General features: G+C 57.3%; 22 protein-coding genes. 7 read left to right on the top strand and 15 right to left on the bottom strand.

Going from position 1 to position 26423, the window contains the following annotated elements; genetic code table 11:
• Positions 1-454 precede the first annotated feature (454 nt).
• Both FHW76_RS21555 and FHW76_RS21560 read left to right on the top strand, forming a co-directional pair.
• Positions 455-2215, top strand: a complete 1761-nt coding sequence (locus tag FHW76_RS21555; protein WP_022065216.1) for a tannase/feruloyl esterase family alpha/beta hydrolase — start codon at positions 455-457, stop codon at positions 2213-2215.
• A 33-nt stretch (positions 2216-2248) separates the two neighbouring features.
• Entirely contained in the window at positions 2249-2617 is a 369-nt protein-coding gene (locus tag FHW76_RS21560) for a helix-turn-helix transcriptional regulator (RefSeq protein ID WP_008807288.1), read from the top strand.
• 263 nt (positions 2618-2880) lie between these two features.
• Here FHW76_RS21560 and FHW76_RS21565 read toward each other — a convergent pair whose 3' ends face one another.
• Entirely contained in the window at positions 2881-5139 is a 2259-nt protein-coding gene (locus FHW76_RS21565; RefSeq protein ID WP_008807289.1) for a TonB-dependent siderophore receptor, read from the bottom strand.
• Positions 5140-5727: 588 nt separating this feature from the next.
• On the opposite strand from FHW76_RS21565, the gene FHW76_RS21570 reads away from it, so the two are divergent.
• Complete coding sequence (locus FHW76_RS21570) at positions 5728-7308, top strand: lytic transglycosylase F (RefSeq protein WP_012543186.1); 1581 nt, start codon at positions 5728-5730, stop codon at positions 7306-7308.
• Positions 7309-7458: 150 nt separating this feature from the next.
• Here FHW76_RS21570 and ssb1 read toward each other — a convergent pair whose 3' ends face one another.
• On the bottom strand, positions 7459-7986 hold the full coding sequence (gene ssb1 / locus FHW76_RS21575) for a single-stranded DNA-binding protein SSB1 (protein WP_008807292.1): 528 nt from the start codon (positions 7984-7986) through the stop codon (positions 7459-7461).
• Between the two features lie 251 nt (positions 7987-8237).
• Here ssb1 and uvrA point away from each other — a divergent pair, with 251 nt between their 5' ends.
• Entirely contained in the window at positions 8238-11063 is a 2826-nt protein-coding gene (uvrA, locus tag FHW76_RS21580; RefSeq protein ID WP_100681901.1) for an excinuclease ABC subunit UvrA, read from the top strand.
• On the opposite strand, the gene FHW76_RS21585 is transcribed toward uvrA, so the two are convergent.
• From FHW76_RS21585 to dnaB, 6 genes are all read right to left on the bottom strand, one after another.
• A complete protein-coding gene (locus FHW76_RS21585) occupies positions 11064-11420 on the bottom strand; it encodes an MmcQ/YjbR family DNA-binding protein (RefSeq protein WP_008807294.1) in 357 nt (118 codons plus the stop codon). It lies immediately after the preceding gene.
• 3 nt (positions 11421-11423) lie between these two features.
• Positions 11424-11840, bottom strand: a complete 417-nt coding sequence (locus FHW76_RS21590) for a secondary thiamine-phosphate synthase enzyme YjbQ (RefSeq protein ID WP_008807295.1) — start codon at positions 11838-11840, stop codon at positions 11424-11426.
• 130 nt (positions 11841-11970) lie between these two features.
• Positions 11971-12684, bottom strand: coding sequence for an acid phosphatase AphA (gene aphA / locus FHW76_RS21595; protein WP_008807296.1), 714 nt, complete (start codon positions 12682-12684; stop codon positions 11971-11973).
• A 193-nt stretch (positions 12685-12877) separates the two neighbouring features.
• The gene (gene tyrB, locus FHW76_RS21600) at positions 12878-14071 is read right to left on the bottom strand and encodes an aromatic amino acid transaminase (RefSeq protein ID WP_008807297.1); all 1194 of its coding nucleotides are present in this window, start codon (positions 14069-14071) and stop codon (positions 12878-12880) included.
• A 176-nt stretch (positions 14072-14247) separates the two neighbouring features.
• Positions 14248-15327, bottom strand: coding sequence for an alanine racemase (gene alr, locus FHW76_RS21605; protein WP_008807298.1), 1080 nt, complete (start codon positions 15325-15327; stop codon positions 14248-14250).
• A gap of 31 nt (positions 15328-15358) precedes the next feature.
• The gene (gene dnaB, locus FHW76_RS21610; RefSeq protein WP_008807299.1) at positions 15359-16774 is read right to left on the bottom strand and encodes a replicative DNA helicase; all 1416 of its coding nucleotides are present in this window, start codon (positions 16772-16774) and stop codon (positions 15359-15361) included.
• A gap of 169 nt (positions 16775-16943) precedes the next feature.
• Here dnaB and FHW76_RS21615 point away from each other — a divergent pair, with 169 nt between their 5' ends.
• Positions 16944-17927 carry a quinone oxidoreductase gene (locus tag FHW76_RS21615; RefSeq protein ID WP_032734031.1) on the top strand — a complete coding sequence of 328 codons (984 nt, stop codon included), beginning with the start codon at positions 16944-16946 and terminating at the stop codon, positions 17925-17927.
• Positions 17928-18108: 181 nt separating this feature from the next.
• On the opposite strand, the gene pspG is transcribed toward FHW76_RS21615, so the two are convergent.
• From pspG to FHW76_RS21630, 3 genes are all read right to left on the bottom strand, one after another.
• Positions 18109-18351: an envelope stress response protein PspG gene (gene pspG / locus FHW76_RS21620; RefSeq protein WP_012543188.1), complete on the bottom strand. Its 243-nt coding sequence runs from the start codon at positions 18349-18351 to the stop codon at positions 18109-18111.
• Positions 18352-18490: 139 nt separating this feature from the next.
• Positions 18491-19489, bottom strand: coding sequence for a tRNA dihydrouridine(20/20a) synthase DusA (dusA, locus tag FHW76_RS21625; protein ID WP_012543189.1), 999 nt, complete (start codon positions 19487-19489; stop codon positions 18491-18493).
• Positions 19490-19589: 100 nt separating this feature from the next.
• Positions 19590-20078, bottom strand: coding sequence for a cupin domain-containing protein (locus FHW76_RS21630; RefSeq protein ID WP_002884935.1), 489 nt, complete (start codon positions 20076-20078; stop codon positions 19590-19592).
• 249 nt (positions 20079-20327) lie between these two features.
• Here FHW76_RS21630 and zur point away from each other — a divergent pair, with 249 nt between their 5' ends.
• A complete protein-coding gene (gene zur, locus FHW76_RS21635; protein WP_012543190.1) occupies positions 20328-20843 on the top strand; it encodes a zinc uptake transcriptional repressor Zur in 516 nt (171 codons plus the stop codon).
• 95 nt (positions 20844-20938) lie between these two features.
• Here zur and FHW76_RS21640 read toward each other — a convergent pair whose 3' ends face one another.
• The 4 genes from FHW76_RS21640 to FHW76_RS21655 form a co-directional block, all read right to left on the bottom strand.
• Positions 20939-21148: a CsbD family protein gene (locus tag FHW76_RS21640; RefSeq protein ID WP_004206293.1), complete on the bottom strand. Its 210-nt coding sequence runs from the start codon at positions 21146-21148 to the stop codon at positions 20939-20941.
• A 235-nt stretch (positions 21149-21383) separates the two neighbouring features.
• Positions 21384-22700, bottom strand: a complete 1317-nt coding sequence (dinF, locus tag FHW76_RS21645) for an MATE family efflux transporter DinF (protein ID WP_008807305.1) — start codon at positions 22698-22700, stop codon at positions 21384-21386.
• Positions 22701-22769: 69 nt separating this feature from the next.
• Positions 22770-23378, bottom strand: a complete 609-nt coding sequence (lexA, locus tag FHW76_RS21650; RefSeq protein WP_004206291.1) for a transcriptional repressor LexA — start codon at positions 23376-23378, stop codon at positions 22770-22772.
• Between the two features lie 122 nt (positions 23379-23500).
• Positions 23501-23869, bottom strand: coding sequence for a diacylglycerol kinase (locus FHW76_RS21655; RefSeq protein ID WP_008807306.1), 369 nt, complete (start codon positions 23867-23869; stop codon positions 23501-23503).
• Between the two features lie 128 nt (positions 23870-23997).
• On the opposite strand from FHW76_RS21655, the gene plsB reads away from it, so the two are divergent.
• Complete coding sequence (gene plsB, locus FHW76_RS21660) at positions 23998-26421, top strand: glycerol-3-phosphate 1-O-acyltransferase PlsB (RefSeq protein WP_008807307.1); 2424 nt, start codon at positions 23998-24000, stop codon at positions 26419-26421.
• Positions 26422-26423 lie beyond the last annotated feature (2 nt).

The raw sequence follows: 26423 nt of genomic DNA on the forward strand, positions 1-26423 counted from the left end.
AAATATATTTAATGATGGAACTTTTGCTGAACGCCGTGGTTCTAATGGCCAACACCAGGGCTATATTTAGATTTACCTGAACGTTTTTTTATTAAAAAAGCCCCCTTTCTTGTTAATGAAAAGGGGGAAAATTCTCGTTAGGAATGATGCTCTCTGGGATCACCAGGAACAGGGAGAAAAATATCCTGAAACCCAGCAGATATAATGAAGAGAAATTGAATAAATTATGCAACTGATATCACAACATTCTACCCCGTATACACTGCCAAAGGCCGTTAACGAACATCTCCATATTTTCCTCAAAATAGCAGAATACAGTAGGGTCGCCTTATCAAGGCATCAAGGAAAGTCTATCGTTATCTACAATAGCCAAGCAGTGGCGCCTCGCCAGGGAAGGTGAGGCATAGGCTTCGCCATCCTGCCGCCTCCCATCATTAGCAACAGGGAACTGCGTATGACACGCTTACTCAAGACGATCTTACCCGTCATCCTCTGCACCCTCTTTGGGTTATCGTTCGCTTCACCCACGCAGGCTGCCGCCAGTCTGCCGATGGTTCTCCCCGCGCTAACATGCGATGCGCTGAGCGCGACCGACTTCAGCGCCGCCGTTGGCGCAAAGGTCACTATCAACCACACTGAAATGCAGACCTCCGCGCAGGGAAGCTGGTGCAAGGTGAGCGCCACTATCGCCCCCCAGATTGGCGTGCAGATTGCCCTGCCGACCCAACGCTGGAGTCAACGTTTCTTGCAGGTCGGCTGCGGCGGACTGTGCGGGAGTATTAACCTGAGTCTGTCGAATGCCAGCGGCTGCCTGCCGGCAATGAACGGCGAGTTTGTGGTGGCAGCAACCGATATGGGGCACCATGGCAGTATGATGGATGCTTCATGGGCCGAGGATCCGCAAAAGCGCATCGATTTTGCCTGGCGCGCCAACCACCTGACCGCCGTGCTGACCAAAGCGGTGATTCAGACGCTTTACCGCCAGCAACCAAAGTACGCGTACTTTATGGGCTGCTCAGACGGCGGTCGCGAAGCATTGATGGAAGCACAGCGCTTTCCGCAAGATTTTGACGGTATCAGCGCTGGCGCGCCTGCGGCCTTTTTCCAGTTTCAGAATTCCTTCTTCCACGGCTGGAATGTGGCCGCCAATCAGCGTCCGGACGGTACCGCTATCCTGCTGAAAGATCGCCTTCCTCTGATTCACCAGGCCGTGCTGGCTCACTGCCCGACGCTTTCCGGCGTGCAGGATGGTATCCTGCAAAATCCGTATGCCTGTCAGTTCTCTGAGTCATGGCTCCCCCGCTGTCCTGCCGATGCTCAGGACCGTTCTACCTGCCTGACGCAGGAAGAGATCGAGGTGGTGAAAAAACTCTACCGCGGCGCTTACGACAGCCACGGCGCCCAGTTTGTCGCTGGCGGTCTGCCGCTGGGCTCCGAGCTACGCTGGCCGGTGCCCGAGACCCCGACCGGCCACTCGATGTCGGAAATGATGGTACTGCCGGCTCTGCAATCCGTGCTCCTGCCGGGAGGAAAACAGAAGATCCAATCGATGCGGGATTTCCCACTGAACCAGCAGAATTTTGACGCCGTCGCTCAACTGGCACCGCTCTATAACGCGGCAAATACCAATCTTCATGCCTATCAACAGCGCGGCGGCAAGCTTATCCTGTGGCACGGTCTGGCCGATGACTCCGTCAGCCCAGCCTTTTCTATCGCCTATTACCGCGGCGTAGAAGCAGAGATGGGCCATGCCGCAACGGATACCTTCCTGCGGTTATTCCTGCTGCCTGGGGTAGCCCATTGCGGTAATGGCGAAGGTTACGATCAAATTGATCTCCTTACCCCGCTGATGCGCTGGACCGAGGAAGGCATCGCGCCGCAAGAGATCATGGCCGGAAAACGGGCGCCAGCCGCCACCAGCCTGCCGCCGATGACAGAAAAACCAGATGCCCAAACGCAGTTTCACGGCGTGCAGAAAGTCAGTCAGCCTTACGCTGACGCCGCCCCAGCCGTTATCGCGACTCGCCCGGCGTACCCCTTTCCGGCCATTGCCCGTTATAACGGGCACGGCGACGTGAATGACGGCGAAAATTATCATGCAGAGCAATCAACCGCGTTTGGTCATCTGCAGCTGGCAAAACCCGCCAGCGACTATATTGGCCCTGATAATCAAAAAAATTATCAGGTTCGCCACGGCGAACTCACTGTTCAATAAACCCCAAGGCTCCTCGCTGAGGAGCCATTCGTTATGGGATTAGCCGCAATCATGCGTAGCAAAACGCTCCAGCAATCGGTATTAAACGACCTGCTCTTGTGGATCGATAATAATCTGGATAAGAAACTGACCGTCGACGATCTGAGCGATATCTCTGGTTATTCCCCCTGGCATTTATTTCGACTCTTCCGCCATTATTTTGATCGTTCGCCCATGGAATATATCCGCCAGCAGCGCATGTCGCTGTGTTGCCGTTTATTGCTGACGACGCCTGGTTACCGAATCGTCGATATTTGTATGATGGTCGGTTATGACGATCTCAGTGCGTTTAATCGTACCTTCAAAAAATATTATGCGCTCACACCCACTCAGTATCGCTATCAGATCACGCGGCAAAAATAAGGAGGTCCCCCTCCTCCGCATCGCTGCGGTTGGGAATGGAAGGGGGACAGGGGATATTACAGAAGGGAAATAGCAGGATGCTATTATCGAACCCGGTCGGGATCAACGACCTTGCGCGACGGAAATCAGTATAAAAGGATATGTTGAGCTAATAATGTAGAGGGCGTGAAGATTTTGTCACGATTTATAACCGCCTCCTCCGCTCTCATCTGAAATAAAAAAACCGGGTCGCGCTGCACCCGGTTTACTCCTCATCAGGATCATCAGAAATGAGTATTAACGCTCATAAAGAAGGTCCGCCCCGACTCGTTATAGGTCTCCGCACCCGCGCCATACAGATAAGCCCCCGTCGTCGCGTTGCCGGTCGTTTGCGCATTCCCTGCCCGGTAGTGGCGAATATCAAACAGGTTATCTATCCCGCTGGTGAAGCTCAGATTTTTGTTCACATCCCAGGTCGCACTGAGGCCGACAATGCTGTATGGGCTGACTTCGTTTAGTTCGCTGCCGCTGACCGCCTCGCCCTTATAATTAAAGCGTTTTGGTTTCTGTCGACCATACCAGGTAAAGGTGCTCTGCAGGGAGAGATCTTCACGAACCTGCCAGCTCAAAGTCGAGTTCAGGGTAAACTGCGGGATCACTGACAGCCGGTCGCCGGTCGTCTTATTCTTGCTCTGCAGCATCCATGTCAGGTTATTGCTCCAGTTAACCGTCTCCCCCACCGGAAGATTCAGCGTTCCTTCCAGGCCTTCCACTAACGCCTTTGGTACGTTTTCCCACTGATAGATATTGGTGGTGCCGTTGCTGGCGGTGCCCACCGCCGCGTACCCTGACTCAATCTTGTTGTGATAGTCGTTACGGAACCAGGTGATTCCCGCCTGATAGCCATCATGCTTGTACTCAAGACCAATCTCTTTATTAACGCTGGTCTCCGCTTTCAGGTCGCTATTCCCCATCAGATAGCAGGCGGAACTACTGGCATAACAGCCTTGACCGTTGCTGTAGAGAATATAGTTCGGGTTCAACTGGTAGAGGTTAGGTGCCTTGTAAGCGCGGGCAATGCCCAGCTTCAGCGTCCAGTCATCCGTCAACTCCTGGGAGAGGTTCAGTGAGGGGCTCCAGTTATTGCCGACGATGCTGTGGTGATCGAAGCGCAGGGCGGGTGTCAGCATGGTACTGTCCGTTAGCGCCATATTATCTTCGGTAAACAGCGAGAAGATCTCGGCGCTGGAGTACGGGCTACGACCGGTAGCCGACACACCGTCGATAGTCCCGTAAGAGAGCGCCTGGGTTGTCGATACGCCATCTTTCATCCGCTGCTGATTCCATTCGGTGCCCAGCGTCAGATTCTGATCGACCCCCAGCGTAAACGGAATATTCACTTCGCTATGTAGCAGGACATCGGCCAGATCGATATCTGAAAACTCGCTACTGGAGAAGATCCCTTCCGTACCGCCCGCCAGCCCTTCATTCATTCGCGAGTTACGGGTGTGTTCGTACTGGGCATAGCTGTTGCTGGTCACGCCATTATCCCAGCCGCCGGTCCATGTGACGCCGTAAGTTTGCCGGTAGAGACGGTTGGTCTCTTTCCCGTACATACTCTTCACCAACGTACTGGTATTGGTGTTTTGCGTGTCGCCGGCATAGAGGTTGCCCTGGCGGCTGTAGCCGGCCTCAAACTCCAGGGCCTGCATCGGGGCGAACTCCCAGCGTAGCTTACTGTGAATATCTTTGTTCACCACCCCTTCACGTCCGGCGGGATAAGAACCGGCGTAGGAACCGGTACGCTCCGCTTCATGCCCGGCGTTAATGTCCTGAGCATCAGCCTGGGTTTTACTCAGATTACCCCAGAGATTGAAGCTGACACTGTCCGACAGTGGACCATTGAGGCTAAAGTTGGTACGTTTCGTCGCCCCTTCTTTACGGTGCTGCGGAGCATTCATATAGGTATTCCACGACCCGTGCCATTCTGGCGTGGTCGGTTTGGTCACGATGTTGACGACCCCGCCCATCGCGCCATTACCATAGCGCGCCGCCGCCGGGCCGCGGATCACATCGATATGATCGATCATCTCCGCTGGCACCCAACTGGTATCGCCGCGGGAGTCACGATCGCCGCGCCAGCCATACCGCACCGAGTTACGGCTGGTCACCGGTTTACCATCGACCAGCACCAGCGTATTCTCGGGCCCCATGCCACGGATATCAATTTGCCGGTTGTTGCCGCGCTGACCACTGGTGGAGTTGCCGGTCAGGTTTACCCCAGGTTGCGTACGAATTAACTCCGATACATCGCGGGCGGGGGGATGTTTGCGAATCTCCTCTGCGGTAATGGTCGACACGCCCGGTGCCTGCAGGTTCTGCCTGGCAGCGGTCACCACCATCGTTTCCTCCTGGTTTTCGGCCGTTGGGGTGCTCTTATCGCGCGTCGATTGTTCTGTCATATTCTCTGCCGCCTGCAGCGGCACGCTACAGGCGAGCAAAGGAATGACGATCCCCAGCGGGAAGTGAGACGTGTATTTCATAGAATATGCCCTGTTTTCTGTTGCTGTCGGGCATAACGCCTTCCCCAATTGAAAAAACAATGGGATAAAATACTCGCCTCTGCGCCTCGCCAGATTTTGGCGTAGGTCAGCCCCTTCCCGATAGTCATGGGAATAAGAAAACAGCATGAGGCATAATAAAATTAAGTGCCCTGTTTCATCATTAGAGAAAAAGCGCTGCGCGCTATTCTTTGATAGCGTAATCCAGACAGCGAATAATAAGAGTAATGTGCTGTGCTACGGTAATAAAAATGAGATTCATTATCAAGATGATAATAATCAATATCGGAGAAAAATAAAATAAACACAAATAATCAAACGGTTACAACAAAACAAATGGAGAAGAATAAAATAAAAATATCATCATCATTTTCTATTTATCATTAAAAAAACACATTTCCGCCATATTATCTCCATAGTTAAAGTAAAGATAAAAGCACATTAATAGCAAGCGATAGAATGGGAGAAGACTATTTGTCGGCATCGTTATGTTTTTTACGCCCTTGTCGTGCCCGGCTAACGGCAGCCGTTCTGCTAAAATAATCACATCCCCCTGCGGAGTGTTCCTCCATGAACGCCAACTTGCTATCACGCCTGTTTATCGCCTGGCTCACCTGCCTCGCGGCGCTGTTATTCGCCCCTATCCTGCTTGCGGCGGAGGCGGAAAAAGCGCCGCCAGTCGCAACCGAAGACAATACGCTGTCGATCCACATCGACGATATGCTGCAGCCATGGAAAGGCGATCTGCCCGGCATGACCGAGCGGCGCACCATTCGGGTATTAACCACCTACAGCAAGACCTTCTTTTTTATTGATAAAGGCACTCAGCGCGGAGCAACCCACGATATCTTTATGGCGCTGGAAAACGATCTGAATAAGCAGTTGGCGAAGGATAAAAAGCTCAAACAGCGCCACCTGAAGCTGCATATCGTTTTTGTGCCGGTCAGCCGGGATAATCTCTTTATCGCGCTTAATGAAGGTAAAGGCGATATTGCGGCTGCCAATCTGACCATCACGCCCTCGCGGGAAGCCCAGGTCGATTTCGCCCAGCCGCTCTACAGCAACGTGAAAGAATTACTGATCTCCGGGCCGGCATCGCCGAAGATCGACAGCCTGGAGCAGCTCTCCGGCCAAACCGTCTTTGTTCGCCGCTCCTCCAGCTATTACGAGAGTCTGCAGGCGCTGAATGCCCGATTTGCCAGTGAGTCGCGGCCGCCGGTTATCCTGGAGGCAGCGCCGGAAGCGCTGGAGGATGAAGATCTGCTGGAAATGCTCAACGCCGGGCTGATTCCGCTGATCGTCGTCGATCAACACAAAGCCGTTTTCTGGAAACAGGTGTTTCCGAAAATTCAGGTCCATGACAACGTGGTGCTGCGCGACGGCGGCAACATTGCCTGGGCGGTACGCAAAGACAGCCCGCAGCTGCTGGCGGTGCTAAACAACTTCGTCAAAAAGAATCGTCAGGGCACCACGCTGGGTAATACCCTCCTGCTGCGTTACCTGAAAAATGCCAAATATGTCAAAAATGCCGCCGCGAGTAAGGAACGGCGCAAGTTCCTCGCCATGGTGGAAGTCTTCCGCAAATATGGCGATCGCTACGATGTCGACTGGCTGCTGATGGCGGCCCAGGGGTACCAGGAATCGCGACTGAACCAGTCGGTGCGAAGCCACGTCGGCGCCGTCGGGGTAATGCAGGTGATGCCCAGCACCGGAAAAGAGCTGAAAGTGGGCGATATTAAACAGCTGGATCCCAACATCCATGCTGGCGTGAAATACATGCGCTGGATGATAGATCGCTACTATGCTGATGAGCCCATGACCCGGCTCGATAAGGCGCTGTTTGCCTTTGCCTCCTATAACGCGGGTCCGGCGCGTATCGCCCGCCTGCGCACCATGACTAAACAGCGAGGATTTGACCCGAACGTCTGGTTCGGTAATGTCGAAAATCTGGCGGCAGAAAAAATTGGCGCCGAGACGGTCACCTACGTCAGTAATATCTATAAGTATTACATCGCCTATCGGCTGATCGTCGATGATATGGCCCGCAAACAGAAAGCGACGGCCGCGCCGCGACAGGAGCCAGCAGCAGAGCCAGTGAAACCGCAGCCCAGCGTGGCGACGCCGGAGACCGCTCAGGCGCCCTCTGCCTGAAACGCTCGTCGCCGCAGGTTAAAAACCGGTTCTGACACGGTGGCGCAGAAAAAATGCTGAAAGGATGATGCTGAAAGGATAAAGAAAAAGCCCGGGCGAAACCGGGGCTTTTTGTATTTTACGGCGCAGGCAACGCGTTTAAGGCAAGCCTTAAAACGGGATGTCGTCGTCGAAGTCCATCGGCGGTTCGTTAGAAGAAGGCGCTGCCGGGGCCTGCTGCTGCGGACGGGACTGTGCGCCGCCGCTGAACTGGTTGCCGCCCTGCGGCTGCTGAGGCTGACCCCAACCGCCCTGCTGCTGGCCGCCGCCTGCCGGCGCGCCGCCACCCTGACGGCCGCCCAGCATCTGCATGGTGCCGCCAACGTTAACCACGACTTCGGTGGTGTATTTCTCCTGACCGGATTGATCGGTCCACTTGCGGGTACGCAGCTGGCCTTCGATATATACCTGAGAGCCTTTGCGCAGATACTCGCCAGCGACTTCCGCCAGTTTGCCGAACAGCACAACGCGGTGCCACTCGGTCTGCTCTTTCATTTCGCCGGTCTGCTTGTCACGCCAGGATTCGGAAGTTGCCAGCGTGAAGTTGGCGACAGCGCCGCCACTTGGCATGTAGCGTACTTCCGGGTCCTGCCCCAGATTACCGACGAGAATCACCTTGTTTACGCCTCTGCTGGCCATGTTCGTGTCTCCTGAATACGTTTCTTAATAGTGTAAACGCGCGAGTGTACCATTTCCACGTAGCATTTTGATAGCTGCGAGGCTGATTCCAGAGATAGCACTCGTACAAGACATTGTTGCACACTCCCCCTGAATTTGCATTCCGATACTGTATATTCATTCAGGTTAAATTGTGTCATAATTAGCCGTTTCTGCCGTTTGTCCTTCAAGCAAACCAGGCAATCCGTGTATCTACCTACCGGGAAAGGTGAATGGATAAGATCGAAGTTCGGGGCGCCCGCACCCATAATCTCAAAAACATCAACCTCGTTATCCCGCGCGACAAACTCATTGTCGTCACCGGGCTTTCCGGGTCTGGCAAATCTTCACTCGCTTTCGACACCCTGTATGCCGAAGGCCAGCGTCGCTACGTCGAATCGCTCTCCGCCTATGCGCGACAGTTCCTGTCGCTGATGGAGAAGCCGGACGTCGACCATATCGAAGGGCTGTCGCCGGCGATTTCCATCGAACAGAAATCAACCTCTCACAACCCCCGTTCGACGGTGGGTACCATTACCGAAATTCACGACTACCTGCGTCTGCTGTACGCCCGCGTCGGTGAACCGCGCTGTCCGGATCACGACGTGCCGCTGGCGGCGCAAACCGTCAGCCAGATGGTCGATAACGTCCTCGCGCAGCCGGAAGGCCTGCGCCTGATGCTGCTGGCGCCCATTATTAAAGAGCGTAAAGGCGAGCACACCAAAACCCTGGAAAACCTCGCCAGCCAGGGCTACATCCGCGCGCGGATCGACGGCGAAGTCTGCGATCTTTCGGATCCGCCGAAGCTGGAGCTGCAGAAGAAGCACACCATCGAGGTAGTGATCGACCGCTTTAAGGTGCGCGACGATCTGGCGCAGCGCCTGGCCGAGTCGTTCGAAACGGCGCTGGAGCTCTCCGGCGGTACCGCCGTCGTGGCCAATATGGATGATGAAAAAGCGGAAGAACTGCTGTTTTCCGCTAACTTCGCCTGCCCGATCTGCGGCTATAGCATGCGCGAGCTGGAGCCGCGCCTGTTCTCCTTCAACAACCCGGCGGGCGCCTGCCCGACCTGCGACGGCCTCGGCGTTCAGCAATATTTCGATCCCGACCGCGTGGTGCAGAATCCGGAGCTGTCGCTGGCGGGCGGCGCCATCCGCGGCTGGGATCGCCGCAACTTCTACTACTTCCAGATGCTGAAGTCGCTGGCGGAGCACTATAAATTCGACGTCGAAGCGCCGTGGGGCACCCTCAGCGCCAGCGTGCAGAAAGTGGTCCTGTACGGTTCCGGTAAAGAGAATATTGAATTCAAATACATGAACGATCGCGGCGACACCTCGGTACGTCGTCACCCGTTCGAAGGCGTGCTGCACAATATGGAGCGCCGTTACAAAGAGACGGAATCCAGCGCCGTGCGCGAAGAGCTGGCGAAATTCATCAGCAACCGCCCATGCGCCAGCTGTGACGGCACGCGGCTGCGTCGTGAAGCGCGCCACGTGTTTGTAGAGAACACCCCGCTGCCGACCATTTCCGATATGAGCATCGGCCACGCGATGGACTTCTTCAACAACCTGAAGCTCTCCGGCCAGCGGGCGCAAATCGCTGAGAAAGTGCTGAAAGAGATCGGCGATCGCCTGAAGTTCCTTGTCAACGTCGGTCTGAACTATCTGACGCTTTCCCGTTCGGCGGAAACGCTCTCCGGCGGCGAAGCCCAGCGTATCCGTCTGGCGAGCCAGATTGGCGCCGGGCTGGTTGGTGTGATGTACGTGCTGGATGAGCCTTCTATCGGCCTGCACCAGCGCGATAACGAACGCCTGCTGGGTACCCTGATCCATCTGCGTAATTTAGGCAACACGGTGATCGTCGTTGAGCATGACGAAGACGCGATTCGCGCCGCCGACCATGTGATCGATATCGGCCCTGGCGCTGGGGTCCACGGCGGCCAGGTGGTGGCCGAAGGGCCACTGGACGCCATTATGGCGGTACCAGAATCCCTCACCGGGCAGTTCATGAGCGGTAAGCGCAAAATCGAAGTGCCGAAACAGCGCGTACCCGCCAATCCGGAAAAAGTGCTGAAACTGACCGGCGCGCGCGGCAACAACCTGAAGGATGTGACGCTGACCCTGCCGGTCGGTCTGTTTACCTGCATTACCGGCGTTTCCGGCTCGGGTAAATCGACGCTGATTAACGACACCCTGTTCCCGATTGCTCAGCGCCAGCTTAACGGCGCGACCATCGCCGAACCGGCGCCGTATCGCGATATCCAGGGGCTGGAGCACTTCGATAAAGTGATCGATATCGACCAGAGCCCGATCGGCCGTACGCCGCGCTCCAACCCGGCGACCTATACCGGGGTGTTTACGCCGGTGCGCGAACTGTTCGCCGGGGTGCCGGAATCACGTTCACGCGGCTATACGCCAGGGCGCTTTAGTTTTAACGTTCGCGGCGGGCGCTGTGAAGCCTGCCAGGGTGATGGCGTCATTAAGGTTGAGATGCACTTCCTGCCGGATATCTATGTGCCGTGCGACCAGTGCAAAGGCAAACGCTATAACCGCGAAACGCTGGAGATTAAGTACAAGGGTAAGACCATCCACGAAGTGCTGGATATGACCATTGAAGAGGCGCGTGAATTCTTTGATGCCGTACCGGCGCTGGCGCGTAAGCTGCAAACCCTGATGGACGTCGGCCTGACCTATATCCGTCTCGGCCAGTCGGCGACGACGCTGTCCGGCGGCGAGGCGCAGCGCGTGAAGCTGGCGCGCGAACTCTCCAAACGCGGTACCGGCCAGACGCTGTATATCCTCGATGAGCCGACCACGGGTCTGCACTTCGCCGATATTCAGCAGTTGCTGGAAGTGCTGCATCAGCTGCGCGATCAGGGCAATACCATCGTGGTGATTGAGCATAACCTCGATGTGATTAAAACTGCCGACTGGATTGTCGATCTGGGTCCGGAAGGCGGTAGCGGCGGCGGCGAAATACTGGTCTCCGGTACACCTGAGACCGTCGCCGAGTGCGAAGCCTCGCACACCGCGCGCTTCCTGAAGCCGATGCTGAAATAATTAGCGGGATAGCTGCTGCCGGACCGACTCCGGCAGCATTTTCACCGCCTGCTGGTAAGATGCATCGACCAGGTAGTAGATTTGCGAATCCGGCAGCGAGCCATCCAGAAAGACGGTGCTCCAGTGCGCTTTATTGAGATGCTTGCTGGGCCGGACATCGCGATGCTGCTCTCGCAGCAGCTCCGCCAGTTCCGGGCTCGCTTTCAGCGCGACCGCCGGCCGCTGGTCCTCCACTTCCTTCACCATGGCAAACAGCACGTCCGAGACTTTGATCTGCGTGGCTTTCCAGTCGCTATGGACGCTCTGCTCCGCTCCCGGTTTCGCCATGCAGTACTGCAATAACTCCGAAATTGTCATCTTTTATTCCCCCATGAGCGTCGCAACGATGTGCCGCGAACCGCCGTGTATCCGATGCTCCCCCAGCCAGATGCCCTGCCAGGTTCCCAGCCTGACGCGCCCGTCCTCGACCGGCAGCATCAGCGACACGCCAAGCATCGATGATTTGATGTGCGAAGGCATATCGTCAGGACCTTCATAATCATGTTCGTACGGCGCATTGTCCGGCACGGCGTTGAGAAAATACTGCTCCATGTCATAGCGGACGGTGGGATCGCAGTTTTCGTTGAGCGTCAGGGAAGCGGAAGTATGCTGGAGCAGGAGGTGCAGCAGGCCAACCTTCACCCCGGACAGCCCGCGAATCTGACCGAGGACCTCATCGGTGACCAGATGAAAACCGCGGGATTTTGGCCCAAGCGTCAGGGTTTGCTGATACCACATCATCGACTCCTTTTGCGAATGAATCCTTCTAAGTGTGCAGCAATACGTGAAAAGGTAAAACCTTCCACCCCTGATTTTGCATAAAAAAACGGCAGCGCTACCGCTGCCGTTTATCGCGTTCAGGCGATCGTCAGTATTCGGAATTGACGATCACTTCTTCGCCCAGCGCCCCGGCCATCGGCAGCGGCTTATAGGAGGAGTTGGCGGCCCGCAGCACGCGGATCCCACGGGCGCCGGCCTCACGGGCAGCGGTGATGTCGTTATCCGAATCGCCGTAGAAAACCTTTATCTGCTTCGCCTGCAGCCACTGGGTCTTGGTGTTCTGGCCAGGCTTATCACCGGCGAAAATCACCGGATTCATATTGGCGGCCGGAATGAGAAAATCATCCTGCAGGGTTTTAGAAACGGTTTCTGTTTTGGTCTGGCTGCGGCCGGTGACGAACCAAATGCTGTCCCCACGCTTCACATGCATCGCGATCAGCTGGCGCGCCACCTCTTTCGGCATGCTGAATTCATCCCAGCCGTTGTTCATTTTTTCCCAGAACTGCGGGTTTTTCAGGTAATCCTCACTGCCGGGAGAGAAGGTTTTTTGCCCGCGCCAGAAGCCCGGACTGGAGAAGAGGACGGTGTCATCGATATCAAAACCGACGGCCATCGGCGGCCGCCCCAGCAGGCTGTTCTCGATTTGCGCCACCGAAACCCAGTGGATCGGCGCCTGCTCGGCCAGCTGGGCCACATTGGTGCCCACCCACAGCGGCTGTGGCGTGGAGGCGCGCGCCACAACGGCGCTGTTCAGCGTGAACAAAAGAGAAGCCGCCGCAAAGGCGAGAGTAAGTTTGCGCATATTTATCCCTAAATCTATCAATCATTATTATTTTTAATAATGTGCATGCTTAGCAACGCCCCGACCTTACCCGCCGATCGCGTGGATGAAAAGCCTTTTTCGCTTAGATGTCATAGAAAAAGAGGATGATCACAATCAGAGAGGAGGTTGCCGCTGCCCGTTGACCGGCAGCGGCAACCCACTGGAGAGCGGCTTACATCACCGCAGCAAAGGCTTTCGCCACCTGCTGAACATTACGTGAGTTTAACCCTGCCACGCACATACGACCGCTGGCAATCAGGTAGACGCCAAACTCGTCGCGCAGACGATCGACCTGCGCTGCGCTGAAGCCGGTGTAGCTGAACATCCCGCGCTGCTTAAGCAGGTAATCCACCTTGCTGCCCGGAGCAACCTGCTGCAGCGCGTCGACCAGCGCCTGGCGCATGGTCAGGATGTGCGCGCGCATGGCGTCCACTTCCGCCTGCCAGGTGGCTTTCAGAGCTGCATCGTTCAGCACCGTCGCCACCACCTGCGCGCCAAAGCTTGGCGGGCTGGAGTAGTTGCGGCGCACGGTGGCCTTCAGCTGACCCAGCACGCGGCCTGCAGTTTCGCTGTCTTCACAGACCACTGACAGGCCGCCGACACGCTCCCCGTACAGGGAGAAAATCTTGGAGAACGAGTTGCTGACCAGCATCGGCATCCCGGCGCTGGCGATGGCGCGAATGGCGTAAGCATCCTCTTCCAGCCCCCCGCCAAAGCCCTGGTAGGCGATGTCGAGGAAGGGGATCAGCTGACGCGCTTGTAATACCTCAACCACGCGGTCCCACTGGGCTGGCGTCAGGTCGGCGCCGGTCGGGTTGTGGCAGCAAGGGTGCAGCAGCACAATATCGCGCGCCGGCAGCGTTTGCAGCGTCGCCAGCAGGTCCTCAAAGCGCACGCCGTTGGTGGCTTTGTCAAACCAGGGGTAAGTACTTACTTCGAAGCCAGCCCCTTCAAAAATGGCGATGTGGTTTTCCCAGGTCGGATCGCTGACCCAGACATGAGACTCCGGAAAGTAGCGTTTGAGGAAGTCGGCCCCGACCTTCAGCGCGCCCGAACCGCCGACCGTCTGAATGGAGGCAATGCGGTTTTGCTTAAGCGCGGTATGCTCTGCGCCAAACAGCAGCGGCGCAATCGCCTGACGGTAGCCGCTCAACCCTTCCATCGGCAGATACAGCGAGGCGCCATGCGGCCCGGCGTTCAGGCGTGCTTCCGCTTCCGCCACCGCCTGCAGCTGCGGGATAATGCCGTCATCGTTGTAGTACAGCCCGATACTCAGGTTGACTTTGTCGCTTCGCGGATCTTCTTTGAAGCGTTCCATCAGAGAAAGAATAGGGTCGCCGGCGTAGGCGTCAACTTTTTGAAACACGCGATGTATCTCCAGGTTTACATAGGGCAGGTTCTTACACAATAAACCGGATATGACGACAGGTCGAGAGGATGTTGAGGGGAAAATGACCGCGAGGTGGCATAAACCGCTTTTTCGCTCGCGGCTGTGCCGATGGCGTACCGGATAACATCAGGGTTATCCGGTACGGCTGGTACTTAGTCGAGGTATTTCATGGCGACGCGGGAGGTCAGTCGCGTAATAAGTTCGTAAGCACTCACTTTCGTTATCTCGGCGATGCGCTCTACCGGGAGCCCCTCTCCCCATAGCACTACCGCGTCGCCGGCTTTATCCTGGGCCTGCGGTCCGAGGTCAACGCAGATCATATCCATCGCTACCCGGCCGACAATCGGCACTTCCCGGCCATTGACCAGCACCGGCGTGCCCGACGGTGCGGCGCGCGGATAACCGTCGCCATAGCCCATCGCCACCACGCCGAGACGGGTATCGCGTTCGCTGATCCAGGTGCCGCCGTAGCCGACGGGCTCCCCTGCTTTATGCTCGCGCACCGCAATCAGGCTGGACGTCAGGGTCATCACCGGCTGGCAGCCAAAATCTTTCCCGGTGGAGCGATCGTCCAGCGGCGACACGCCATACAGGATAATCCCGGGGCGCACCCAGTCGTAATGCGATTGCGGCCACAGCAGAATGCCGCCCGAGGCGGCGATAGAGCGCAGCCCCGGTTTGCCTTCGGTAAAGGTGGTGAAGATATCCAGCTGGCGTTCGGTGGCGCCGCAGGTCGGCTCATCGGCGCGGGCGAAATGGCTCACCACGTTCACCGGCTGGCGGACGTTTTTACACTGGCTCAGACGCTGATAAAACGCCTCGGCTTCCTCCGGGCGCACCCCTAAGCGATGCATGCCGGTATCCAGCTTCATCCACACGGTTACCGGCTCGGGGAGATCGGCTTGCTCCAGCGCCGCCAGCTGTTCGGGGCTATGCACCGCCGTATGCAGGCGCTGGGCGGCGATCACCGCCAGGTCTTCCGCAGCAAAAAAGCCTTCCAGCAGGAGGATCGGCTGGGCGATGCCTCCTGCTCGCAGGCGCAGCGCCTCTTCCAGGCGGGCGACGCCAAAGGCGTCGGCGTCGGTCAGCGTTCGCGCGGTCTCAAGGAGGCCGTGTCCGTAGGCGTTCGCTTTCACCACCGCAACCAGTTTGCTGGCAGGCGCCAGGTCACGCAGACGTTGCAGGTTGTGTCGCAGAGCGCGGCGGTTGATAACTACAGTTGCCGCTTGCATTTGAATTCCTTAAAAAAAGACAGACAGAGGTTTACTCATCGTCATACTGAGGGCCGGCATAATTATCGAAACGCGACCACTGGCCGTTAAAGGTCAGTCGCACGGTGCCGATCGGGCCGTTACGTTGTTTACCAATGATAATTTCCGCGATGCCTTTAAGATCGCTGTTCTCGTGATAAACCTCATCACGGTAAATGAACATGATCAAGTCGGCATCCTGTTCAATGGATCCGGACTCACGCAGGTCGGAGTTGACCGGGCGTTTATCGGCGCGCTGTTCCAGCGAGCGGTTCAGCTGCGACAGCGCCACCACCGGCACCTGCAGCTCTTTCGCCAGCGCCTTCAGCGAGCGGGAGATTTCGGCGATCTCAAGGGTACGGTTGTCGGAGAGCGACGGCACGCGCATCAGCTGCAGGTAGTCGATCATGATAAGTCCGATGCCGCCGTGCTCACGGGCGATACGCCGCGCGCGGGAGCGCACTTCCGTCGGCGTCAAGCCGGAGGAGTCATCGATATAGATATTGCGTTTTTCCAGCAGGATGCCCATGGTGCCGGAGATCCGCGCCCAGTCTTCATCGTCCAGTTGACCGGTACGAATGCGGGTCTGATCGACGCGCGACAGCGAGGCCAGAGAACGCATCATGATCTGTTCCGAGGGCATCTCGAGACTGAAGATGAGTACCGGCTTATCCTGCAGCATTGCCGCGTTTTCCACGAGGTTCATCGCGAAGGTCGTTTTACCCATCGACGGACGGGCGGCGACGATAATCAGATCCGACGGCTGCAGGCCAGCGGTCTTTTTGTTGAGGTCGTCGTAGCCGGTATTCACCCCGGTGACACCGTCATGCGGCTGCTGGAACAGCTGTTCGATACGGGCGACGGTGGCATCAAGCACATCGGCGATGTTTTTCGGCCCTTCGTCTTTATTGGCCCGGCTTTCGGCGATTTTGAAAACCCGGGATTCGGCGAGATCGAGCAGATCTTCGCTGGTTCGCCCCTGCGGGTCGAAGCCGGCTTCGGCGATCTCGTTGGCCACCGAAATCATCTCGCGCACCACCGCGCGTTCGCGCACGATGTCAGCATAGGCGCTGATGTTCGCCGCGCTGGGCGTGTTTTTGGACAGTTCGGCCAGGTAGGCGAAGCCGCCGACGCTGTCCAGCTGCCCCTGACGCTCCAGCGACTCCGCAAGGGTGATCAGGTCAATCGGGCTACCTGACTCCTGCAGACGCGCCATCTCGGTAAAGATATGACGATGCGGACGAGTATAGAAATCTTCCGACACCACGCGTTCGGCGACGTCGTCCCAGCGCTCGTTATCCAGCATTAAACCGCCCAACACCGACTGCTCCGCTTCAATCGAGTGCGGCGGGACTTTCAGCCCGGCGAGCTGCGGATCGCGTTCGCGGGTTTCTGTCTGTGGTTTGTTGAAGGGTTTATTTCCTGCCATAGCCTAACATTTCACCGATACGGAAAAGAGCGTGACAGTATAGCGAGAAAGCCATTGCCGCTAAAGAACCCATTAAGCGTGGCAGGCCTGAGGCGGATAAGAAAATCCGTCGCTGCCGCCGCAGGCTGTTAAGCTTACTGGATAATCTCAGAACAACACAGGAGCGAACATGGCAACACGCATCGAATTTTCAAAACACGGCGGGCCGGAGGTGCTTCAGGCGGTTGAGTTCACGCCCCGCGATCCTGCGGAACATGAAATTCAGGTCGAAAACAAAGCCATCGGTATCAACTATATCGACACCTATGTTCGTAGCGGCCTCTATCCGCCACCATCGCTGCCGAGCGGTCTGGGCACCGAGGCAGCCGGCGTCGTCAGTAAAGTTGGCCATGGGGTAACGCACATTAAGGTAGGCGATCGGGTGGTGTACGCGCAGTCGGCGCTCGGCGCCTACAGCACGGTACACAATGTGCTGGCCGACAAAACCGCGGTCCTGCCGGACGCCATCTCTTTCGAACAGGCCGCGGCATCGTTCCTGAAAGGATTGACGGTCTGGTATCTGCTGCGCAAAACCTATGAAATTAAGCCTAATGAAGTGTTCCTGTTTCACGCGGCCGCCGGCGGCGTGGGGCTGATTGCCTGTCAGTGGGCGAAAGCGCTGGGCGCGAAACTTATCGGCACCGTCGGCAGCGCGCAGAAAGCGCAGCGTGCCAAAGAGGCTGGCGCCTGGCAGGTAATTAACTATCGCGAAGAGCAAATCGTGGAGCGACTCAAGGCGCTTACCGACGGTAAGAAAGTGGCCGTGGTCTACGACTCGGTGGGGAAAGATACCTGGGAAGCCTCTCTGGACTGCCTGCAGCGACGCGGCCTGATGGTCAGCTTTGGCAACTCCTCCGGCCCGGTGACCGGCGTCAATCTGGGGATCCTGAATCAGAAAGGTTCTCTGTACGTCACCCGCCCATCGCTGCAGGGCTATATCACCAACCGGGAAGAGCTGGCGGAAGCCTGCAGTGAACTGTTTTCACTGATCGCCAGTGGGGTAATCAAAGTGGACGTGCCCGAGAGTCAGACCTATCCGCTGACCGAGGCCCGTCGGGCGCATGAAGTTCTGGAAAGCCGGGTAACTCAGGGGTCTAGTTTGCTGCTGCCGTAAGCGGACAAAGGGACAAAAGTTTAGGGCTTCCACCTGGGAAGCCCTTACTTTTTTTTAGTTCGGCTGTATGTAGGGTACAGCGCGATGAATTCGTTAACGCGCTAATAGTGACAGATTTGCTCAGTAATGCCTACGCGGTTGTCTGCAAAATTGTTCAGGTTGTGACAGACCCCTCAATACCTTAGTAACGCCAACGGTTATTGTCGCGAAAAGCGTTTCCGTTCGGGGATTTCAGCGCCCGAATAATCCACACCACCACCACGGCCAGCAGCAGCCACGGCAGTAATTTGATCATCAAGGCAAACAACCCGCCGACGAACATCAGCGCGGTAGCGACCACGATAGCCGCGATAATCCCCAGCAGCGATACGCCGGTCACCAACAGCATGACAAAAAATCCAATGACAAATAGCAGTTCCAGCATGGTTCTCTCCCCAACGAATGAATACTTCACTCTGCAGGTATTACAAAAAGCATGCCAAACATAAACATTTGACTTTAAAAGAAAACGCCCCGCGTCAGTGCGCGAGGCGTGGTCAATTTCACCAGGTTTTCGTCAGAAATTAACGTTTATCGGCCACCAGCTTCAGAGCATGCTCCAGCACCGCAATATCGGCGCCGGCTTTATGCGCGTTCTCGCTCAGGTAGCGACGCCACTGGCGAGCGCCGGGGATGCCCTGAAACAGCCCCAGCATATGGCGGGTAATATGGCCCAGATAGGTGCCATTGCTGAGCTCGCGCTCAATATACGGGTACATGGCTCGCACCACCGCCACCGGATCGGCATCCGCGCCGGCGATGCCGAAAATTTCGCGGTCGACCGAGGCCAGAATACCCGGGTTCTGATAGGCCTCACGCCCGACCATCACCCCATCCATATGCTCAAGCTGCAGTCTGGCTTCGTCCAGCGATTTGATCCCGCCGTTAATCGCCATCGTCAGGTGGGGAAAGTCGCGCTTCAGCTGCCAGACGCGGGGGTAATCCAGCGGCGGGATCTCGCGGTTCTCTTTTGGGCTCAGGCCGGAGAGCCAGGCTTTGCGGGCGTGAATAATAAACATCTCACACTCGCCCTTGCCGGAGACCGTCTCAATGAATTCGCATAGAAACTCATAGCTATCCTGATCGTCAATCCCGATACGGGTTTTCACCGTGACCGGAATCGACACCACATCGCGCATCGCCTTGATGCAGTCGGCCACCAGTGGCGCATTGCCCATCAGACAGGCGCCAAACATCCCGTTCTGCACGCGGTCGGAGGGGCAGCCGACGTTGAGATTGATCTCATCGTAGCCACGCGCTTCAGCCAGCTTCGCGCACTGCGCCAGGGCCTGCGGATCGCTGCCGCCGAGCTGCAGAGCAACCGGGTGCTCTTCTTCGCTATAGGCCAGATAGTCACCTTTGCCGTGAATAATCGCCCCCGTGGTCACCATTTCGGTATACAGCAGCGTATGCCGCGACAGCAGCCGCAGGAAGTAGCGGCAGTGTCGGTCAGTCCAGTCGAGCATCGGCGCGATGGAGAAGCGGTGAGCAGGGAAAACAGGTGACGTTGATTCAGGCATCATGGCGAATAAATAAGCATCCGGGTAAAAAGGGGCGCTACTATAGCACAAAGATAAACCACAGGCGCATAGTGCGCCGCGCTTCGCCCCTTCCCCGGGTCGATTACTTTTTCCGCGGCTTGCCGTCGTGTGGACCGAAGAATTGCGGCGGATGGTCAACCCAGCGATCCTGGCGCGTCGCGGCATAGCCTGGATTGAGCGGATAATAGATGCGGTTGTATTTCTTGTTGGCCTCGCCCACCACCAGCAGACGAACCTCCTGCTCGGTGTTATTGAGAAAAGTGTGGCAGATACCGGTACCCGCGGGAAAACCCACGCTGTCCCCTGGCTCCAGCTTCCAGAGATAGCCGTTTATCCACACTTCCGGATAGCCCTCCAGCACGTAGATGAACTCTTCCTCATCGCTCTCCGCGTGCGGGTACGAGGTGCGCCGCCCGGGCGGCAGTCGCTCGTGGTGGATCCCCAGCCGGTTGAGACGTAAACCGCGCCCCAGCGGCGCGCCAATCGAAAAACGCTCCGGGCTGTCGGGATAAGTGGCATCGTCGGGCCCTTCCAGTTCGCGCCAGTGGCGAATGCAATCAGGTCGTTTCATCGTTTTCTCCCGAAAATGAGACACTTCAGATATAGCATACCCAGGGTCATGCGTGTTGCGATTAAATCGGGCAGGACGGTTTTAGCGATCGACTAAGGCGTAGTCTGCACGAAAGTCAGCGGCCAGCACCCGGAACTGGCAGAGGTACCGACAATCTGAAGTATGACCCGTATCACCTGCCGGCTCTCGGTGTTTTCTGAGGAACGTGATAAAGTAACAGATTCAAATTCACGCAACCCGAGGATGCTCATGGATAAGACCCCTTCGCAAGAGATGTTAGCGCATGCTGAAAAGCTATGCGCGCAGCGCGGCGTACGCCTGACCCCACAGCGTCTGGAGGTGTTGCGCCTGATGAGCCTGCAACAAGGGGCGATCAGCGCCTACGATCTGCTGGATCTCCTGCGTGACAAAGAGCCGCAGGCTAAACCACCGACGGTTTACCGCGCACTGGAGTTTTTACTCGAGCAGGGCTTTGTTCACAAGGTTGAATCGACCAACAGCTATGTGCTGTGCCATCTCTTTGACCAGCCGACCCATAGCTCAGCCATGTTTATCTGTGACCGCTGTGGCGTGGTGAAGGAAGAGGCGGCGGAAGGGGTGGAAGATATCATGCATACGTTAGCGGCCAGAATGGGCTTTGCCCTGCGCCACAACGTGATTGAAGCTCACGGCCTTTGTGCAGACTGCGTGGAAGTCGAAGCCTGCAGCACGCCGGGACACTGCCAGCACGACCATTCCATTCAGCTGAAAAAGAAAGCCCGCTGAGCGTCAGCCGCAGCGGGAAACAGGGTTAACGGCGCGTCCTTACGCCATTCAGACAGGCACTAACACAAATGCTTTATTCTTTGAGCCACGGAACGCTACCAGCGGTAGTCGTTTTTATGCTCCCAGTCTGAGACTTCTTTCTCAGCCTGATCCTTCGCATAGCCGTACCGTTCCTGAATTTTACCGACCAGCTGATCGCGCTTACCTTCGATCACGGTCATATCATCATCGGTAAGTTTGCCCCACTGTTCCTTGGCTTTACCTTTCAACTGTTTCCAGTTACCGCCGATTTCGTCTTTATTCATGATAACGTCCTCATCATTCGGTGGGTTTACAGCCCGTTTTGTACCGGACATGGTATTAACTATAGATGAGAATGCTGGTACCGATTCGTTATTCGGAATTTTTAACCATCATACCGATGGGTAAGGCTGAGGCGATTTTCCCGGCTTGCGCTACGCTGAGCCGGGCTACTGAGTTGCCCCGGTAAGCGGCGCGCAACCGCGGGAATTCATAGATGGCCGTGATGAACGGCAATGACTAGCTAAACCAGGTGCCGTGTCGCCAGTGGCGACGCCAGATCAGCGCCAGAGACAGGCCGCGCAGGGCGAGGAACACCGCCAGCGCCAGCCACAGACCGTGGTTACCGAGCAGCGGGACCGAAAGCAGCGTTACAGCAAACCCCGCCGCGGCGACCGCCATGCTGTTCCGCATCTCCGCGCCGCGTGTGGCGCCGATAAACATGCCGTCCAGCAGATAGCACCAGACGCCCACCACCGGCAGGATGGCCTGCCAGATCAGATAGCGATCGGCCAGCTGCTGCAGAGAAGGCAGCGAGGTTAACAACGCGATGATGTACTCCCCCGCCAGGCTATAAATCAGGGCAAACGCCAGCGCCACCATGCCAGACTGCCGGCAGGCCGCCCGCCAGACTTCCAGCAGCTGGCTGCCGTCGCGCGCGCCGTAGGCCTGGCCGGAGTGGGCCTCCACGGCATAGGCAAAGCCATCCAGCGCATAGGCGGTAAAGGTCAGCATGGTCATCAGTACCGCATTGACCGCCACAATGTCGCTGCCCAGACGCGCGCCGTACACGGTCAGCGCGCCAAAGCACAGCTGTAGCAGCAGGGAACGCAGCATGATGTCCCGATTCAACGCCAGCAGACGGCGCAGATCCCCGCGCCAGGCGTTTTTCAGCATTGCCAGCGACACGCCGCGCAGCGTCAGCACCCGCTTCGCCATCATCAGGCCAATAATGAGAGTGGCGTACTCCGCGGTGACCGTGGCCAGCGCCGCCCCCTGGACGTTCATCCGCAGGCCCATCACCAGCCACAGGTCGAGCACAATATTCAACAGATTACCGACCACCAGCAGAATCACCGGCGCCCGGGCGTACTGGACTCCCAGCAGCCAGCCGAGCAGCACCAGATTGGCCAGCGAGGCGGGGGCGCTGAGCCAGCGAATTTCAAGGAACCGCCGTGCCTGCTCAAGCACCGCCTCACTGCCGCCGACAATATGCAGAGCGAGGTTAATCAGCGGCAGGCGAAACAGGATGATGAGAACCCCGGCGCCCAGCGCCAGAGCCAGCGGCTGCACCAGCGCCCGCGCCAGTCGCAGCGGATCTTTGGCACCCCAGGCCTGAGCGGTGAGCCCGGTGGTGCTCATGCGCAAAAACAGCAGCAGCATGAAGAGGAAACTGGTAGCCGTCGCCCCAACCGCGACGCCGCCGAGGTATACCGGGCTGTCAAGGTGGCCGATCACCGCGGTATCCACCAGCCCCAGCAGCGGGACGGTGATATTGGAGAAAATCATCGGGATCGCAAGGCGCCACAGCGCTTTATCGGCAGCGTTGAGCAGCATGTTCGGAGACCTGATTGAGGACAAACGTCGCAGCGTCATGCATCAGATGACGCTGCGCAGGGGCAGGCGTTACAGCCATTCTCCATTACGGATCACGCCAACGGCCAGACCCTCAATGGTAAAACTCTGCTGACGCAGATCGACAACGATAGGGGTAAATTCGCTGTTTTCCGGCAACAGTTCGACGACGTTACCCTGCTTTTTCAGGCGCTTCACCGTCACTTCGTCGTCAATGCGCGCTACCACTACCTGGCCGTTACGCACGTCCTGGGTTTTGTGGACCGCCAGCAGATCGCCATCAAGGATACCGATGTCTTTCATCGACATGCCGCTGACGCGCAGCAGGAAATCCGCGTTGGGTTTAAACATCGACGGGTCGACCTGATAGTGCCCCTCAATGTGCTGCTGCGCCAGCAGCGGCTCGCCGGCGGCGACGCGGCCGATCAGCGGCAGGCCATGTTCTTCTTCCGTCAGCAGGCGGATACCGCGAGAAGCACCGGAGACGATCTCGATCGCGCCTTTACGCGCCAGCGCTTTCAGGTGTTCTTCCGCCGCGTTTGGGGAACGGAACCCCAAGCGCTGAGCAATTTCCGCACGCGTCGGCGGCATGCCCGTCTGGCTGATATGATCCCGAATGAGATCAAACACCTCTTGCTGCCTGGTCGTTAACGCTTTCATTCCGCCCCCTGGGTGTATATACAGTTATGCTGTGAGTATATACAGCTACCGGTGATTTTGGAACCACATGGCACACAAAAATCGGCAGATTGTTTATATTTTGCGAGGCTTAGCGAAGAACGTTAATGATAATGGCTCCACAGCAGCGTTCCCCAGGTGATCAGTGCGATGATAATCGCCAGCAGGACCGCCGCCGATCCCATGTCTTTGGCGCGCCCTGAAAGCTCATGATATTCCGAGCCTATACGGTCCACGACCGCCTCAATCGCGCTGTTGAGAATTTCGACTATCATCACTAGCAGGACCGACCCAATCAGCAATACGCGGGTAATGGCGTCGACGTCCAGCCAGCAGGCTATCGCGACGGCCACGATGGCGGCGATACCTTCCTGACGAAACGCGGCCTCGTTGATCCACGCTGCGCGAAATCCTTTCCAGGAGTAACCTGCCGCCTTAATGATTCGGGTTAACCCGGTGGTATTATTGGCCATCACAAAACCTTTTTACGTAAATGACGTCGATGAGTGTACGCGTTTGCCGCGTGGTAACGGAAATTTTGCCCACTTTCTGTTATTCTTGCCGCGCATTTGCATGATTAACCAGAGGCTTCACATCGTTTATGTCCGGCTGGCAACGAATTTACTATAAATTACTGAATTTACCATTACGGGTGCTGGTAAAAAGCAAGTCTATTCCGGCAGAGCCTGCCCAGGAATTAGGACTCGATACCTCGCGTCCGGTCATGTACGTCCTGCCCTATAATTCCAAGGCGGACCTGCTGACGCTGCGCGCCCAATGCCTGGCGCATGATTTACCCGATCCGCTTGAACCGCTGGAGATCGACGGCGCGCTGCTGCCGCGTTACGTATTCATCCACGGTGGGCCGCGCGTATTTACCTATTACACGCCAAAAGAAGAGTCCATCAAGCTGTTCCACGACTACCTCGATCTGCACCGCAACCATCCGGACCTCGATGTGCAAATGGTGCCGGTCTCGGTGATGTTCGGCCGCTCGCCGGGTCGTGAGAAAGGGGAAGTCAATCCGCCGCTGCGGATGCTGAACGGTATCCAGAAATTTTTCGCCGTCTCCTGGCTCGGCCGCGACAGTTTCGTGCGTTTCTCGCCTTCCGTGTCGCTGCGCCGCATGGCGGATGAGCACGGTACCGATAAGATCATCGCCCAGAAGCTGGCTCGCGTCGCCCGGATGCACTTTGCCCGCCAGCGCCTGGCCGCCGTCGGCCCGCGTCTGCCGGCTCGCCAGGATCTGTTTAATAAACTGCTGGCCTCGAAAGCGATTGCCCGCGCGGTGGAAGACGAAGCGCGCAGCAAGAAAATTTCGCATGAGAAGGCTCAGCAGAACGCTATCGCGCTGATGGAAGAGATTGCCGCGAACTTCTCGTACGAGATGATCCGCCTGACCGACCGCATTCTCGGCTTCACCTGGAACCGCCTGTACCAGGGGATCAACGTGCATAACGCCGAGCGCGTGCGCCAGCTGGCTCACGACGGCCATGAGATTGTCTATGTCCCCTGCCACCGCAGCCACATGGACTATCTGCTGCTCTCCTACGTCCTGTATCATCAGGGCCTGGTGCCACCGCATATCGCGGCGGGCATCAACCTCAACTTCTGGCCAGCCGGGCCGATCTTCCGCCGCCTGGGCGCGTTCTTCATCCGCCGCACCTTTAAGGGCAACAAGCTCTACTCCACGGTGTTCCGCGAATATCTTGGCGAGCTGTTCAGCCGCGGCTATTCCGTCGAGTATTTCGTCGAAGGCGGCCGCTCCCGTACCGGCCGTCTGCTCGATCCGAAGACCGGTACGCTGTCGATGACCATCCAGGCGATGCTGCGCGGCGGCACCCGGCCGATCACTCTGGTGCCTATCTACATCGGCTATGAACACGTGATGGAAGTAGGCACCTACGCTAAAGAGCTGCGCGGCGCCACCAAAGAGAAAGAGAGCCTGCCGCAGATGGTGCGTGGCTTGAGCAAGCTGCGCAACCTTGGCCAGGGCTATGTCAACTTCGGCGAACCACTGCCGCTGATGACCTACCTTAACCACCATGTGCCGGAGTGGCGGGAAGCCATCGACCCGATCGAAGCCATCCGCCCTTCCTGGCTGACGCCAACGGTGAACAACATCGCCGCTGACCTGATGGTGCGCATCAACAACGCCGGCGCGGCCAACGCCATGAACCTGTGCTGCACGGCGCTGCTGGCCTCGCGTCAGCGTTCACTGACCCGGGAGCAGCTCACCCAACAGCTGGAGTGCTACCTCGCGCTGCTGCGCAATGTGCCCTATTCGCCAGATGCGACGACACCTTCCGCTTCGGCCAGCGAGCTTATCGACCACGCGCTGCAAATGAACAAGTTCGAAGTGGAGAAGGACACCATCGGCGATATCATCATCCTGCCGCGCGAGCAGGCGGTGCTGATGACCTACTATCGCAACAACATCGCCCATATGCTGGTGATACCGTCGCTGTTAGCCGCCCTGGTGACTCAGCATCGTCAGCTCAGCCGCACCGAAGTGCTGCGCCATGTCGAAACGCTGTATCCGTTCCTCAAGGCCGAGCTGTTCCTGCGCTGGGAGAAAGCAGAGCTGGCCGGGGTGGTGGATGCATTGATTGCCGAGATGCTGCGTCAGGAGCTGATCGTCGTCGATGGCGAGGTGATGAGCCTCAATCCGTCGCACTCTCGCTCCCTGCAACTGCTGGCCGCGGGCGCGCGCGAGACGCTGCAGCGCTATGCCATCACCTTCTGGCTGCTGAGCGCCAACCCGTCAATCAACCGCAGTTCGCTGGAAAAAGAGAGTCGTACCGTGGCCCAGCGCCTGTCGGTGCTGCATGGCATTAACGCGCCGGAGTTCTTCGACAAAGCGGTGTTCAGCACCCTGGTGCTGACCCTGCGCGATGAAGGCTACATTAGCGACACCGGCGATGCCGAGCCGGAAGAGACCCTGAAGGTTTATCGGATGCTGGCGGACTTGATTACGTCGGATGTGCGGCTGACGATTGAAAGCGTCACGCAGGATGACGCGTAACG

Origin of the sequence: Klebsiella sp. RC2, assembly GCF_014192815.1 — a bacterium.
GTDB lineage: Bacteria > Pseudomonadota > Gammaproteobacteria > Enterobacterales > Enterobacteriaceae > Klebsiella > Klebsiella variicola.